Origin of the sequence: Sulfitobacter sp. M85, assembly GCF_029285915.1 — a bacterium.
In the GTDB taxonomy this organism is placed as follows: domain Bacteria; phylum Pseudomonadota; class Alphaproteobacteria; order Rhodobacterales; family Rhodobacteraceae; genus Sulfitobacter; species Sulfitobacter faviae.
Map to the genome: position 1 here is coordinate 129818 of NZ_JABECQ010000002.1, position 14434 is coordinate 144251.

Sequence of the window (14434 nt, forward strand, 5' to 3'; positions counted from 1 at the left end):
ATGACAGCAGGAGGGGTTCCTGCCCCGGCGTATTGGAGGGTCGAATCGTGTCAGGCGGCCGCAGGTTGACAAGACGAACGGTTTCAATCGGATTGGGCGCCGGTTTGAGCACGCTGATCGCCGCCCCGGCATTCGGTGAGGCGATCGACATAAAGGTGGCCGCGCAGGCCCGCGAATTGGGGGGAAACGTCAAGACGCTTTCGGTGCTGTTGCCTGAAGGGTCGCGGGCCAATCTCGCGCCGGTTGCAAAAGCCTTTACAGAACGGACCGGGGTCGCGGTCGACCTACAAGAAGTGCATGTAGATCACATCAACGCGGAACTGATGCTCAATAGTGTACTCGGTGACGCGCGATATGACGTCGCTTTGCCCGCGACTTTTGGTGTCGCAGATCTGGTGGCCGCGGGGGCGGTCCATGCTTTGGATGGCCTCGCCGCACGCTATGAAACGCCGGGGTTTCGCGACCCTATGCTTTATCAAGAAGGGGATAGGTTCGACGGTAAAACCTATGGTTTTCAAACGGATGGTGACGCCTATTTGATGTTCTACCATCGCGAGATGCTGCGCGATCCGGATGACCAAGCGCGCTACGCTGATCGTTTCGGCTATCCACTTGTTCAGCCAGAAACTTGGCAGGAACTGGACCGGCAAATCCGGTTCTTTCATGCACCAGAGACCGGTCGATATGGCGGATTGTTGTTCCGCACGCCGGGGTATCTGGCATGGGAATGGTGGGTGCGGTTTCACGCCAAGGGCTATTGGCCTCTGTCCCCCGATATGACGCCGCAGATTGCAGATGATCCGGGTGTCGCGGCGCTGGAAGAGTTGATTGCGATCACGGACTGCCTTGCCCCCGAAACCTCGAGCCTGGGGCTGTTTGGAAATTGGGCGCGTTACGCGAAGGGTGATGTCTATTGCAATATCGGCTGGGGCGGAACGCAGAAATACCTTAACTCTCGTCGATCATTGATGCGCGGACGGATGGTTTACGGGCCAACCCCCGGAGGGCAGGTGGGGGAGGAACTGCTTGAAATCCCCTATTTCAACTGGGGGTGGAGCTTTGTCATCAGCGCGGCATCGACCCAGAAAGAACTCGCCTATCTATTCGCCCTCTTCGCGGTCACGCCAGCAATGTCGACACTTGCCGTTCGGCAGCCGGATGGGTTTTTCGACCCTTTTCGTAATGAGCACTACAGTGACCCGGGAGTGGAGGCGGCCTATTCAAAGCCCTTTCTGAAGGTGCACCGCGCGGCGCTTAAAGGGGCGATTCCCGATTTCTATTTGAAAGGGCAATCAGAGTATTTCCAAACATTGGGGAGGGGATTGGATAAGGCCCTTCAGGGTGAGGTTTCGCCGAAAATGGCCCTGACCCGGGTGGCACAGCAATGGCAGTTGATCACAAGCCGGGTCGGACGCGAAAGGCAAATACAAAGGTGGGCGCGCCTGCGAGCGAAATATTCCCCCGATGCGCGTCGATTGCTACGGGATATCGCTTGATGGAACCTTTAGTTTTAATTCGGGTTAGCAGGGCGTTTTGCTCATGCGCTGATCGCAGGAAGGTCGCGATATGACGCAGCGGCTGATAAAGTTACCTGCCGACCATGAGCTACCTTCGCGCGAAGAGCCGCAGCCTGCCGGCCCTAATGCAGAGGAGTTTATCCATCTGGTAAGTCACGATCTGCGCGGCTCCATTCGCGCGCTGTTGGAACTGCCTGAATGGATCGCCGAGGATATTGAGGAGGCGGGACTGGAGGTAAGCGCTTCGGTCCACAGTTCCATCGCCTTGATGAAGCGGCACACGCGGCGGTTGGATCGGATGTTAGTCGACCTGCTTCAATACTCGCGCGCCGGAAGGAGGCGCAATGCGACCGTGCTTGAGCTTCGTCAGGCCTTTGATGCCGCGTTGGAGGAAGTCGGGCCGCCCGGTGGTTTCCGGGTTGATCATTACTTCGGGTGCGACTCTTTCGTCGTTGACGATCAGGACCTGCACTCGCTTTTCGTGGCGTTGATTGGAAACGCGATCAAGCATCATGATCGGTTTTCCGGGCGGGTCGAGGTAGTGGTAAAAAACGAAGGGGAGGCCATGATGCTGACCGTTTCCGATGATGGGCCGGGAATACCGCCGCGTTATCATGAGCGTGTCTTCCAGCCGATGACCACTTTGCGGTCGCGCGATGAGGTTGAAGGGTCGGGCTTGGGGTTGGCCTTGGTTCGCAAAGTCGCGGCGGCCTATGGGGGCCATGCCTGTTTGGTATCCACCTGTAATGAGCGTGGTACGACTGTATCCGTGCGTTTCGAGGGCGTGGCTATGACATAGCATAGGTGAAACCCTAGAGAGCCATGGAACCCCTCTGGCACCACTATCGAATTGCAGCGCGCGTACCGCCTTATCTTATCACAGCATTCACTGCGAACGAGGGGATCATCACGTCACAGTTAGAACCTTGTGCAAAAGGCATTCCGCGCTTGGCGCGGCTGGAGAGTGAGGCTAAGCGGGAGGTCATGCAGCTTTTCCTTCTTTCCGCCCTCACCATGTGCGCCTTTGCGGCGAACTCAATTTTGACCCGGATGGCGGTGGACGGCGGGCATATCGATCCGGCGGGCTTTGCCCTTGTGCGGGTCGGTGCGGGGGCATTGGTTTTGGCCATCTTGGTTGCGCTGCGGGGTGGGCGGTTGCCGCTTTTGCGGCGCAACAGGATCGGCGGGGCCGTGAGTCTCGCTGTCTATATGATCGGGTTCAGTCTGGCGTATCTGACGTTGGATGCGGGGCTCGGGGCGCTCATCCTTTTTGGCGTGGTGCAGATTACCATGTTCACCTACGCCGCTTTAACTGGGGCGGCGCCCACCGCGCGTCAGATTACAGGGGCTGCGGCGGCTTTTGCGGGCTTGGTTTTGGTCCTCTGGCCGGATGGGCAGGGTTCCACGGATCCAATCGGCGCCGGGTTGATGGTTCTGGCGGGGATCGGCTGGGCCGCCTATACGATCATCGGTCGCACATCGGGCGATCCGCTGGCGGCGACTTCGGCGAACTTTTTGCTCTGTTTGCCGTTCATGCTCATCCTGCCCGCTGTTGCGGGGGCGCAGTTCAGCCTGACGGGGCTTTTGTTGGGCGCGCTTTGCGGCGGGCTGACTTCGGGCCTTGGCTATGCCCTGTGGTATGCGGTGCTGACGCGGATCGACGGGGGCACGGCGGCGGTGGCGCAGCTAAGCGTGCCGATCATCGCCATCCTCGCCGGGGCGCTGCTTTTGGGTGAGCCGCTGAGCCTGACGCTGATCATCGCGACGGCCTTGGTTCTGGGCGGGATCGCTTGGGCGATCAGCGCAAAATCGGCTCCAAAGGATCGTAGGTGATCGCCGCCTCCGTCGGGCCAAAGGCAACTGTGCCGAGGCTATCGGGCTTGTGGGGGACTTGTGCCAGTTCCGCTTGGGTGACCCATCGATGCCGCGTGACGATGGCCTCTCGGTCTTGCCAATCGGGGGCGATTTGGGCGGATCCGAGGATGTGGCATCTGAAATAGATATCCACCTGATGGAACTCGCCGCCGGGGTCGTGGAACTCATTGACCAAACAGGGCGCGCCGACAGAGATCGTGAGGCCCGTTTCCTCAAAGACCTCGCGGCGCAGGTTGTCGGGAAGGGAGGCGCCGGCCTCCACGCCACCGCCGGGGGCGCACATCAGGCCCAGCCGATCATCGGCATAGGCGTTGACCAGCAGCAGCCGGCCTTCGTGCAGCAGCACGGCGCGGGCGGCCAATCGAGGGCAGGGTCGGGGCATCGGCATACTTTCGTCAGGTAACGCGCCAAGACCATTTCACAGTCGGGGCAATCAGTCTATCTGGAGGGCATGATGAGATTTTTCACCCTGCTGATTGCCGCGATTTCCTTGGCGATCCCCCTGCCTGCCGCGGCCGAAAACGCGGCGGGGCGCTGTGTTGTTTTGCTGCATGGGCTGGCCCGGACCGAGATGTCTTTTGCCGTGATGGAAGCCGCCTTGGCCGCCGAAGGCTACCGCGTGGTGCGCCCGGGCTACCCTTCGACTGAGGCCAATATCGCGGAATTGGCGAAACAGACCCTGCCGCGCGCGATTGAGGCCTGCGGCACCGCGCGGATCGATTTCGTGACCCATTCCATGGGCGGTATTTTGGTGCGCAAATGGGTGGCCGAGGCCGGGGCCGACCGGGTCGGGCGCGTGGTGATGCTGGGGCCGCCCAATCACGGCAGCGAGGTGGTGGACGAATTGGTCGAGAACCCTGCGTTCGAATGGTTGAACGGGCCCGCCGGGGCCGAGATCGGCACCGATGACGCGGCCTTGCCGAACCAATTGCCGCCGGTCCCTTTCGAGCTGGGCGTGATTGCCGGCTCACAGTCGCTCAACCCCTATTTTTCGAGCCTTTTGCCGGGGCCGGATGATGGAAAAGTCTCGGTCGCTTCGACCCGTGTGGCGGGGATGAAAGATCATATCGTCTTGCCGGTGACCCATACCTTCATGATGAACAACCCGCGCGTCATCGCCCAAACTATGGCCTTTCTGAAAACCGGCAGTTTTGATCGGTCGATGACCTTCATCGACGGGGTCCTGAATGCGATCGGCTGCCCGGAAGCGGGCTGCCTGCCGGGGGTGGGAGGGGACGATGCCAAACCTTAATCTCGTCAATGTGGAGGTGCTTCACCCCGAGGGGCTGAGCCGCGCGCCGCTCTCATTTGCCGACGGGGTGATTGCCGATGCCCCGGTCGGGCGGCCTGTCGATCTGACCGGCTTTCGAGTCATGCCGGGGATCGTCGATCTGCATGGCGACGCGTTCGAGCGGCATCTGGCTCCGCGCCGCGGGGCGATGAAACAACTGTCTGAAGGGTTGGTCGCAGCGGAGGCCGAGCTCGCGGCCAATGGCATGACCACCGCGGTTTTGGCGCAATTCGTCAGTTGGGAAGGCGGGCTGCGGGGGCTGGCGTTCGCCGATCAGGTCTTTAGCGGCATCCGCGATACCGCGCCGGAATTGGTCACCGACATCCGCCCGCAGCTTCGGTTCGAGACCCATATGCTCGACCTCTACGACAGTCTGCCGCAGCGCATGGCGGATTGGGGCGTGGGCTATGTGGTGTTCAACGATCACCTGCCGCATGACCGTTTGGCGGCGGGCAAGACCCCGAAACGGCTGGTCGGGCAGGCGCTGAAGGCCGGGCGCAGCCCGGAGAGCCATTTGGCACAGATGCAGGAGATGCACGCGCGGCGCGATGAGGTGCCCGCGGCGCTGGACGGGCTTTGCGCGGAACTGGCGCAGCGTGGCGTTAAAATGGGCAGCCATGATGACCAGACCGCCGAGGGCCGCGCCCTTTGGCGGGCGCGGGGCGTGACACTGGCGGAATTCCCCGAGACGCAGGAGGCCGCCGAGGCCGCGCATGGAGCGGGGGATGCGGTCATCATGGGCGCGCCCAATGTGGTGCGCGGCGGGTCGCATAACGGCAACCTTTCGGCGCTGGACCTGATCACCATGGGGCGTTGTCACGCGCTGGCGTCGGATTACCATTACCCCTCGCCGCGCCGCGCCGCCTTGATGCTGGCGCAGAGCGGATTGCTGGACCTTGCGGGCGCTTGGGCGTTGGTCTCATCCGGGCCGGCGCAGGTCTTGGGGCTTACGGATCGCGGCACGCTCGCGCCGGGCAAACGCGCCGATATCGTCGTCTTGGACAAGGCCACGGGCCGGGTCGCCGCCACTTTCGCGGCGGGGCGGGTGAGCTTCATGTCCGGCGCGGTTGCGGATCGGTTCTTCGGCTGACCTCAGCCGCGGGTGATCTGGTTTACATGACCCATCTTGCGGCCCGGTTTGACCTCGGCCTTGCCGTAGAGATGCAGCGCCGTGTCGCGGGCGCGGGCCAGTTCGGGCACGCGGTCCATGTCATCGCCGATGAGGTTGGTCATCACCACATCTGCATAGCGCTGCCCATCGCCCAAGGGCCACCCGGCCACGGCGCGGATATGCTGCTCGAATTGATCGATGGTGCAGCCGTTCTGGGTCCAATGGCCAGAGTTATGCACCCGCGGGGCGATCTCATTCACGATCAGCCCCTGCGGCGTGACGAAAAGCTCGACGCCCATGACGCCGACGTAATCCAGTGCGTTCAGCACGCGACCGGCAAGCAGCACCGCGTCGGTGCGCTGTGCATTGCTGATCTTGGCGGGCACGGTGGTGGTGTGCAGGATGCCATCGCGGTGGACATTCTCACCAGGGTCGAAACAGGCGACCTCTCCCGTGGCACTGCGCGCGGCGATGACAGAGATTTCGGCGCTGAAGTTCACGAAACCTTCGAGCACGGAAGGCGCGCCGTTCATCTCGGCCCAAGCGGCGTCGAGGTCGGCATCGTCTTTCAGCCGCGCTTGGCCCTTTCCGTCATAGCCGAAACGGCGGGTTTTGAGGATCGCAGGCGTGCCGATCTGGGCCACGGCGGCCTTGAGGCTGGCCGCGTCGCTCACATCGGCGAAAGGGGCCACGCGCAGGCCAAGATCGCCGAGGAAGGTCTTCTCGGTCAGCCGGTCTTGGGAAATGCGCAGCGCCTCTCGGCCCGGGCGCAGCGGGGTGATCGCCTCGACCACGTCGAGCGCTTCGGTGGGGATGTTTTCAAACTCGAAGGTGACGATGTCACAGGCGCGGGCGAAAGCCTCCAGCGCCTTGTGGTCGTCATAGGGGGCGGTGGTCACCGCATGGGCCACATCGGCGGCGGGCGGGTTGGCGCCCGGCTCGAAGATATGGGTGCGAAAGCCAAGCCGTGCTGCGGCGACAGAAAGCATGCGGCCCAATTGGCCGCCGCCCAGAATGCCGATGGTGGCGCCGGTTTGCAGGGGTTCAGTCATGCGGCACCTCGGGGATCGAAGCGCTGAGCGCATCGCGCCAATCGTCTAGCCGTTTGGCCAATTCCGGGTCTTGCAGCGCAAGGATGCCTGCCGCCATCAGGGCGGCATTGGCCGCGCCTGCAGCACCGATGGCCATGGTCGCGACCGGGAAGCCGCGTGGCATTTGCAGGATGGAATAAAGCGAATCCACACCCGACAACGCCTTGGTCTGCACCGGCACACCGATCACCGGCACGCGGGTTTTGGAGGCCATCATGCCCGGCAAATGCGCCGCCCCGCCTGCGCCCGCGATGATGACTTGCAAACCCCGGTCCACCGCCGTCTTGCCATAGTCCCAGAGCCGGTCCGGCGTGCGATGGGCCGAAACGATGCGCGCCTCGAAGGGGATGTTAAGCTCGTCCAGCAGGGTTGCTGCTTCGCGCATGGTGGCCCAGTCGGACTGGGACCCCATGATGATGCCAACCGGGGGCGTGGTCATTGCTGCGGGCCTTCTCTTGGTGGATCAGAGCGCGCACTATACCCATCACGGCCCATCTGGCAACGCCGATTGCCGTGGGCCATGGGGATAATGGGTCAGGCGATGATATCGGGCGTCAGCCGGTCTTCGATCTGGGCGATCAAATCCTTGAGACGCAGTTTGCGTTTCTTGAGCCGTTGCAGGGTCAGTTGATCCCCGGTGCCGCGTTCGACCAGCGCATGGATGGCGTCATCCAGATCGCGATGTTCCCGTCGAAAGACCTCAAGCTCGACACGCAGCACTTCGTCCGTTTTCATCGACAGATCGGTAGGGGCATTCATGGGCAGGTGATTCCGTTGGGCATCTGAACCTTGAATATAAGCGGTTGAGATCATTTGGCATAGCCCTTGCGCCCTTGCCCAAGCCCCCCCATATTCAATGCAACGGGCTGCCGGTTGCGGGGCCTGTGAAACACTGTCGCTTGACCTGATAAGGACGTGTCGCATGACGAAATTAACGCTTGCCTCTTACCCGCATATGCTTGGGTTTGAACAATTGGAACGGGTGCTCGAACGCAGCGCCAAGGCCGGAAACGAAGGTTATCCGCCGTTCAACATCGAACAAACCTCGGACTACAGCTATCGCATCACGCTGGCGGTGGCGGGTTTTTCGGAACAGGATCTGTCGATAACCGTTGAGGATAGACAGCTCGTGATCCGTGGGCGTCAGTCCGACGATGGCGAAGACCGGGTGTTTCTGCACCGTGGAATCGCTGCGCGTCAATTCCAGCGCTCGTTCGTACTGGCCGATGGGGTCGATGTGGGCGAGGCGGTTATGGAGAATGGTCTGCTGCATGTCGACCTGACCCGCGCCAAGCCTGAAACGGTGGTTCAAACCATCAAGATCAAGAAGGGGTAACATCATGCAAGACGCAATCACCCACGGAAACGACCGTATGGTCTATGTCAAAACCATCGCTGTCGCCGATCTGCCGCGCGAGGTGCGCGATCAGGCCGAGGGGCTTGAGCTTCTCTATGCCGTTCACGATGCCGAAGGGCAGCAGCTTGCGCTGGTCGGCGATCAGAAACTCGCTTTCTCGCTGGCGCGAGAGCATGACTACCGGCCAGTGATGGTGCATTGACGCCGCGCGGCACGAAGATACGCTAAGCCCGATGCAAGGCCGCAGTCCGCTGCGGCCTTTTTTATTGGGAGCGGTCTTATGGATTTCGATTTCGACTGGGTAGACGCCTTTACCGACCAAGTCTTTGGCGGCAATGGCTGCGCCGTGGTGCATGGCGGGGCAGGGCTGCCGGATGAGCTATGCATGGCCTATGTGCGCGAAACATCCCTCGTGGAATGCACCTTTACCGGCCCGTCGGAGGTCGCGGATTTAAAGGTGAAATACTACCTCGCCAGTCGAGAGATACCCTTTGCGGGCCACCCCACCATCGCCACCGTCGCAGCGCTGCGCCATCGTGGGTTGATCGGCGAAGGGCCACTGCGGTTGGAGACTGGCGCGGGGATCGTTGAGGTCGAGGTGCGCGGCTCCCAGATCGCCATGACCCAGATCGCGCCGGTTTTCGGGGAAGAAGTGCCTGCCGATCTCGTCGCCAAGGTGGGCGGCGTGGCCCCGGGGGATATCATCGCGCCGCCGCAGGTAGTTTCTACCGGGCTGCCGTTCTGTGTCACCGTTCTGCGCAGTCGCGCCGCCTTGGAAGGGCTGAAGCTCAACCCCGAGGCGCTCGCGGCCTATAATGCCCATCTGGGGCAGGGCAGCGATATGATGGAGCCTTTTTGGGTCACCCTCGAAGGCGCGACCGCTGCGGGCAATACCTATGCGCGGCTCTTGCTCGCCCCGCCGAGCCCCGCCGAAGACCCTTTCACCGGATCGGCGACGGGTGCCATGGCGGCCTATCTCTGGGCGCGCGGATTGATCGAGAGCCCGGCCTTCGTGGCCGAGCAGGGGCACCTCATGGGCCGCCCCGGACGGGCGGAGGTCGAGGTGCTTGGCCCCCGCGATGCGATCACCGGTGTCCGCGTGGCGGGGCAGGGGCGCGTGGTGATGTCGGGCCAAGTCTTCATGCCCGAGATGGCCTGACCCCAAACGTAAAACGCAGCCCCGAGGGGCTGCGTTGTTCTTAGCAGAGACTGAGCGGCTTACCCCGCGATCAGCCCCATGCTTTCGAGCTTCAGCAACACCTGATGCGCGCAGTTGTCGACCTCGACATTCTCGGTCTCCAGCACCAGTTCGGCGTTCTGCGGCACATCGTAGGGGTCGGAAATGCCGGTGAATTCCTTGATCTTGCCCTCTCGCGCCAGTTTGTAGAGCCCCTTGCGGTCGCGGCGTTCGCATTCCTCGATGGAGGTCGCGACATGCACTTCGACGAAGGCGCCAAAGTTCTCTACATCCTCGCGCACCGCGCGGCGGGTGGCGGCATAGGGCGCGATCGGTGCGCAGATGGCGATGCCGCCGTTCTTGGTGATCTCGGAGGCGACATAGCCGATGCGGCGGATGTTTAGGTCGCGGTGCTCTTTCGAGAAGCCCAACTCAGAACTGAGGTTTTTCCGCACAATGTCACCGTCCAGCAGCGTCACCGGGCGCCCGCCCATTTCCATCAGCTTGACCATCAGCGCGTTGGCGATGGTGGATTTGCCCGAGCCGGAGAAGCCGGTGAAGAAGACGGTGAAGCCCTGCTTCGAGCGCGGCGGGGAAGTGCGGCGCAACTCCTTGACCACTTCGGGGAAGGAGAACCACTCGGGGATTTCCAGACCTTCGCGCAGGCGGCGGCGCAGTTCGGTGCCCGAGATGTTGAGAATGGTGACGTTGTCGCGGTCCTCGATCTCGTCGTTGGGCTCGTACTGGGCGCGCTCCTGCACATAGACCATGTGTTTGAAGTCGACCATCTCGATGCCCATCTCCTCCTGATGCGCGCGGAACAGTTCCTGCGCGTCATAGGGGCCGTAGAAATCCTCGCCCGCCGAGTTCTTGCCGGGGCCGGCGTGGTCGCGACCGACGATGAAATGGGTGCAGCCGTGGTTCTTGCGGATCAGCCCGTGCCAGACGGCCTCGCGCGGGCCAGCCATGCGCATGGCGAGGTTCAGGAGCGACATGGAGGTCGTGGCGGCAGGGTATTTGTCGAGCACCGCCTCGTAGCAGCGCACGCGGGTGAAGTGATCGACGTCGCCCGGTTTGGTCATGCCGACAACCGGGTGGATCAGCAGGTTGGCCTGCGCTTCACGGGCGGCGCGGAAGGTGAGTTCCTGATGTGCGCGGTGCAGCGGGTTGCGGGTTTGAAAGGCCACGACGCGGCGCCAACCCAGCTTGCGGAAATAGGCGCGCAGCTCGTTGGGCGTGTCGCGGCGGGCGCGGAAGTCGTAGTGCACCGGCTGCTGGATGCCGGTCACGGGGCCGCCCAGATAGACGTTGCCCGCTTGGTTGTGCAGGTAATTCACCGCCGGATGCGCCTCGTCATCGGCGCCAAAGACCTTCTCGGCCTCGCGCGATTTGTTCGGGGTCCAGCGGTCGGTCACGGTCATGGTCGCGAGGATCACGCCCTCTTGGTCGCGCAGGGCGATGTCCTGCCCTACTTCGAGCTGCTCGGCGAAAGCCTCGGTCACGTCGAGGGTGATGGGCATCGGCCAGAGCGAGCCATCCGCCAGACGCATATTCTCGACCACGCTGTCGTAGTCCTCTTCGCCCAAGAACCCTTTCAGCGGGTTGAAGCCACCGTTCATCAAGAGTTCCAGATCGCAGATCTGGCGCGGGGTGAGGTCGAGGCTCACCAGATTGCCCGCCTCCACCTTCAGCTTTTGCGAAGACTCGTAAGAGACGTAGAGTTCGGGGATCGGCGTGAGGTTGCTGGGCATCATGACTATCACTTTTCTTCAGGGAACAGGCGGCTTTGGTCCCGGCTGCCATAGCTGCAAAATATGTGAAAAGTCTATAGAACTAAGGGGTGTCGCCCCGTTAAAGGCCGAAATCCCATGATCCGAGGGTGGCCTGCAATTCGGGTGCTGAGGGGCGGCGGAAACCGGAATTATCTCCGCCGCGCCTTCGTCTGACTTAAACGTCTTTCTTCACCTCGGCCCCATAGCCGAGCGGGAGGGAGGTATCTTTGCCGTCATCGTCGCCCACTTCGGCAAGGAAACGCTCGGCTTCGAGTGCAGCCATGCAGCCCATGCCAGCGCTGGTCACCGCTTGGCGGTACTTGTGGTCGGTCAGGTCACCCGCGGCGAAGACACCGGGGATCGAGGTTTCGGTGCTGTCGGGTTTGGTCACGACGTAGCCGCCCATGTGGGTCTCCAGCGTGTCCTTGACCAACTCGTTGGCGGGCGCATGGCCGATGGTGACAAAGACACCCTTGGCGGGGATGTCGGTAATTTCGCCGGTCTTGGTGTGTTTGACCTTCACGCCCTCGACGCCGAGCGGGTTGTCGGTGCCGTAGACCTCGTGCAACTCGTGGAACCACAGCGGCTCGATCTTGGGGTTCTTCATCAGACGGTCGATCAGGATCTTCTCGGCGCGCAGCTCGTCCCGGCGGTGGATCAGCGTGACCTTGGAGGCGAAGTTGGTAAGGAACAGCGCCTCTTCCACGGCGGTGTTGCCGCCGCCGATGACCACGATCTCCTGACCGCGGTAGAAGAACCCATCGCAGGTGGCACAGGCCGAGACGCCGAAGCCCTTGAACTTTTCTTCGCTCTCCAGCCCGAGCCACTTGGCCCGCGCCCCGGTGGCGAGGATCACGGAATCGGCGACGTAAGTCGTGCCGCTGTCGCCCTTGGCGTGGAACGGACGGCTCGACAGGTCGAGGTCGGTGATGATGTCGCCGATGATCTCGGTCCCCATGGCCTTGGCGTGGTCCTGCATGCGGATCATCAGGTCGGGGCCCTGCACCTCGCTGTCGCCGGGCCAGTTCTCGACCTCGGTGGTGGTGGTCAGCTGGCCGCCCGGCTCGATCCCCTGCACGAGGATCGGCTCCAGCATGGCGCGGCTTGCGTAGACCCCGGCGGTATAACCCGCAGGGCCGGAGCCGATGATCAGTACCTTGGTTTTACGTGTCTCGGCCATCTGGCGCCCCCGGGCTGTCATTGATATTGCCCGCCTCATATAGCGATAGCCGCGAAGCCGTTAAACCCCTGCCGTCACCGCCCCGTCATTACGCTTGCGTGAACGGACGGGCGGCTGGTCTCAAGGGCCGTGATAAAGAATATTGCGCTTGTGTGAAACTTTATTGCGCGCACCACGCAGGCTGCTATAAGAATCGAAAATTCACTGAGGATGTTATGGCGGGTACACGACTTGATCCGATAGACCGGATGATCTTGGCCGAGTTGCAATCTGATGGCCGGATGACGAATGTCGAACTGGCCAAACGCGTCGGCATCTCTGCGCCGCCCTGTTTGCGGCGCGTGCGTACCTTGGAAGAGCAGGGCTATATCAAAGGCTATCATGCGGATGTCGATGCGCGCGAACTGGGCTTTGAGGTGCAGGTCTTCGCCATGGTCGGGCTGGCCAGTCAGGCCGAGGCTGATTTGAGTGCGTTTGAAGAGAAATGCCGTGGTTGGCCGCTGGTGCGCGAGTGCCATATGCTGAACGGTGAGGTCGATTTCATCCTGAAATGCGTGGCACCGGATCTGTCGAGCTTTCAAAGTTTCCTGACCGGACAATTGCTGACCACGCCCAATGTGGAAAGCGTGAAGACCAGCCTCGTGATCCGCGGAGCCAAGGATGAGCCGGGCGTGCCTTTCGACGTGTTGGAAGCGCGGCTGTCGACAGCGCCTTGAGATCAGCTGTCGGCGCGGTCTTCTGCCGCTTCAGGCGCGCGGGGATGGGCGAGGGGGCCGAAATCACGCCCATGCGCGATCTGCGGAAACATGGATAGAAAGCGATCCCGCAGGCCGGGCGTTGCGTCACGCAGCGCTTGAGCGCCGGGGTGAAAGGTCTCCATCTCTAGCCCGCCTGCCTTGATCACCGCATGGCGCGACAGACAGATATGAAACAGGCGCACCGGGGTTGGCGGGGTGACCTCGATCACATTGACCCCATCCACAAATTCGCGCAGCGGGGTGAGCAGGCGGCTGCCCTCCGCCTCGGCCCGCAGGTCGGGCGGCGTCTGGAGCACCCGTGCGGCGGGGCCGAGAGTGAGGAACGAACTGGGGCGCCCCTCGCCGAAACTGTCGGGCATGATGCGGATGAGGGGCAGCCGCCCACTGTCCGCCGGGATGAAACGGCTCGACCCGATCCAGATCAACTGCGCCGGACCTCCGGGACTCGTGTGGATCATGTCGCCGGGCTGGAGATCTTCGATGGCGATGTCGCCCTGCACCGTTTGGATTGGCGTCCCGCGGGCGAAGGCCGCGAAAGCGGCTTCGAAAAGTGGCGCAGTGGGGGCGGTGTCTTGCCCGATATAGAGCGACCCGTCGGCGCGGAGCGCGGCGACTTCATAGCTGCGCATCGGCGCGGGCGGTGGGCCTTCGGCTTTGGTGGCGGTCTGAGTCATGCAAAACCCTTTGTCGGCCCGGCACAGCGCTGCCGTGGGCGGCATGCACCGGCTCGGGCTGACGGATACTGCGCCATGTTCTGCGGGATTTGTCAAAATATCCGGCCTGAGCGCTGCGCTTTGCGCGCCAATCTCGGCTGAATGCGGGGGGGCTGTTTCCGGGCCGGGTGCGTGATCGCCATATTCGCATGAAAACGCCCCTCGCAACGAATCAACGTCACGAGGGGCGGTCTGCTATACCGGGCACGTGGCACCGGTACCGGGGGAAACTTCTCAGGCGGTCTTGCGGACCGGGGCATTGCCGGAGCGTTTGGCTATGAAAGCGGCGCGGCGCACACCGCGGGCCCATGGCATGACGGTGTCGGTCTTGGCCGCTGTCTCGACAACGGATTTGATGAAGCGCGGGTTCTTTTTCATGGCTTTGTTCCTCTTCGGGTCACGCGGGCATCGTTGCATCCACTATCGCAGTGCAATCGGGCCGGTTTTTGACCGTGGGCGAGAAACTTGTGGGAATTTGGCGGGTTCGAAGGGCGGTCTTGGGCGCCTTTGCCATACTTCGAAAAGTGTTAATTTTCGGTGGTTTGCAGGGGGTGCTGGAAACAATGGGGTCGCAAGGGGCTGATTGTGCTAA

At 62.3% G+C, this 14434-nt stretch carries 17 protein-coding genes; 9 read left to right on the forward strand and 8 right to left on the reverse strand.

What is annotated here, in order from left to right; genetic code table 11:
• The first annotated feature begins 104 nt into the window (after nt 1-104).
• From HKX24_RS04445 to HKX24_RS04455, 3 genes are all read left to right on the forward strand, one after another.
• Nucleotides 105-1496, forward strand: a complete 1392-nt coding sequence (locus HKX24_RS04445; protein ID WP_271693071.1) for an extracellular solute-binding protein — start codon at nt 105-107, stop codon at nt 1494-1496.
• 70 nt (nt 1497-1566) lie between these two features.
• Nucleotides 1567-2316, forward strand: a complete 750-nt coding sequence (locus HKX24_RS04450) for a HAMP domain-containing sensor histidine kinase (RefSeq protein WP_271693072.1) — start codon at nt 1567-1569, stop codon at nt 2314-2316.
• Nucleotides 2317-2501: 185 nt separating this feature from the next.
• Nucleotides 2502-3350 carry a DMT family transporter gene (locus HKX24_RS04455; RefSeq protein WP_271693073.1) on the forward strand — a complete coding sequence of 283 codons (849 nt, stop codon included), beginning with the start codon at nt 2502-2504 and terminating at the stop codon, nt 3348-3350.
• Here the strand turns inward: HKX24_RS04455 and HKX24_RS04460 are convergent.
• Nucleotides 3316-3780, reverse strand: coding sequence for an NUDIX hydrolase (locus HKX24_RS04460; protein WP_271693074.1), 465 nt, complete (start codon nt 3778-3780; stop codon nt 3316-3318). The two genes, HKX24_RS04455 and HKX24_RS04460, sit on opposite strands and share 35 nt — an antisense overlap.
• Nucleotides 3781-3843: 63 nt before the next feature.
• On the opposite strand from HKX24_RS04460, the gene HKX24_RS04465 reads away from it, so the two are divergent.
• Complete coding sequence (locus HKX24_RS04465) at nt 3844-4644, forward strand: alpha/beta fold hydrolase (protein WP_271693075.1); 801 nt, start codon at nt 3844-3846, stop codon at nt 4642-4644.
• Nucleotides 4631-5773 carry an alpha-D-ribose 1-methylphosphonate 5-triphosphate diphosphatase gene (locus tag HKX24_RS04470; RefSeq protein ID WP_271693076.1) on the forward strand — a complete coding sequence of 381 codons (1143 nt, stop codon included), beginning with the start codon at nt 4631-4633 and terminating at the stop codon, nt 5771-5773. Before HKX24_RS04465 ends, HKX24_RS04470 begins: the two co-directional genes overlap by 14 nt.
• A 2-nt stretch (nt 5774-5775) precedes the next feature.
• On the opposite strand, the gene HKX24_RS04475 is transcribed toward HKX24_RS04470, so the two are convergent.
• From HKX24_RS04475 to HKX24_RS04485, 3 genes are all read right to left on the reverse strand, one after another.
• Nucleotides 5776-6846, reverse strand: coding sequence for a 5-(carboxyamino)imidazole ribonucleotide synthase (locus tag HKX24_RS04475; protein WP_271693077.1), 1071 nt, complete (start codon nt 6844-6846; stop codon nt 5776-5778).
• The gene (purE, locus tag HKX24_RS04480) at nt 6839-7324 is read right to left on the reverse strand and encodes a 5-(carboxyamino)imidazole ribonucleotide mutase (protein WP_209218256.1); all 486 of its coding nucleotides are present in this window, start codon (nt 7322-7324) and stop codon (nt 6839-6841) included. Before purE ends, HKX24_RS04475 begins: the two co-directional genes overlap by 8 nt.
• 95 nt (nt 7325-7419) lie before the next feature.
• Nucleotides 7420-7644: a DUF465 domain-containing protein gene (locus HKX24_RS04485; RefSeq protein ID WP_067267347.1), complete on the reverse strand. Its 225-nt coding sequence runs from the start codon at nt 7642-7644 to the stop codon at nt 7420-7422.
• A gap of 163 nt (nt 7645-7807) precedes the next feature.
• Here HKX24_RS04485 and HKX24_RS04490 point away from each other — a divergent pair, with 163 nt between their 5' ends.
• The 3 genes from HKX24_RS04490 to HKX24_RS04500 all read left to right on the forward strand — a co-directional run bounded on the left by HKX24_RS04490 (nt 7808) and on the right by HKX24_RS04500 (nt 9401).
• Nucleotides 7808-8221: an Hsp20 family protein gene (locus HKX24_RS04490; protein WP_067267324.1), complete on the forward strand. Its 414-nt coding sequence runs from the start codon at nt 7808-7810 to the stop codon at nt 8219-8221.
• A gap of 4 nt (nt 8222-8225) precedes the next feature.
• The gene (locus tag HKX24_RS04495; RefSeq protein WP_007119022.1) at nt 8226-8444 is read left to right on the forward strand and encodes a DUF1150 family protein; all 219 of its coding nucleotides are present in this window, start codon (nt 8226-8228) and stop codon (nt 8442-8444) included.
• Between the two features lie 78 nt (nt 8445-8522).
• Nucleotides 8523-9401 carry a PhzF family phenazine biosynthesis protein gene (locus tag HKX24_RS04500; protein WP_271693078.1) on the forward strand — a complete coding sequence of 293 codons (879 nt, stop codon included), beginning with the start codon at nt 8523-8525 and terminating at the stop codon, nt 9399-9401.
• Between the two features lie 59 nt (nt 9402-9460).
• Here HKX24_RS04500 and HKX24_RS04505 read toward each other — a convergent pair whose 3' ends face one another.
• Nucleotides 9461-11173, reverse strand: coding sequence for a bifunctional sulfate adenylyltransferase/adenylylsulfate kinase (locus HKX24_RS04505; protein WP_271693079.1), 1713 nt, complete (start codon nt 11171-11173; stop codon nt 9461-9463).
• Nucleotides 11174-11366: 193 nt separating this feature from the next.
• Nucleotides 11367-12371: a thioredoxin-disulfide reductase gene (gene trxB / locus HKX24_RS04510; RefSeq protein ID WP_271693080.1), complete on the reverse strand. Its 1005-nt coding sequence runs from the start codon at nt 12369-12371 to the stop codon at nt 11367-11369.
• Nucleotides 12372-12586: 215 nt separating this feature from the next.
• Between trxB and HKX24_RS04515 the strand changes: the two genes are divergently transcribed.
• Complete coding sequence (locus HKX24_RS04515; protein WP_067267317.1) at nt 12587-13087, forward strand: Lrp/AsnC family transcriptional regulator; 501 nt, start codon at nt 12587-12589, stop codon at nt 13085-13087.
• 2 nt (nt 13088-13089) lie between these two features.
• Here HKX24_RS04515 and HKX24_RS04520 read toward each other — a convergent pair whose 3' ends face one another.
• Complete coding sequence (locus HKX24_RS04520; RefSeq protein ID WP_271693081.1) at nt 13090-13803, reverse strand: Hint domain-containing protein; 714 nt, start codon at nt 13801-13803, stop codon at nt 13090-13092.
• Between the two features lie 273 nt (nt 13804-14076).
• The gene (locus HKX24_RS04525) at nt 14077-14220 is read right to left on the reverse strand and encodes a hypothetical protein (protein ID WP_271693082.1); all 144 of its coding nucleotides are present in this window, start codon (nt 14218-14220) and stop codon (nt 14077-14079) included.
• Nucleotides 14221-14434 lie beyond the last annotated feature (214 nt).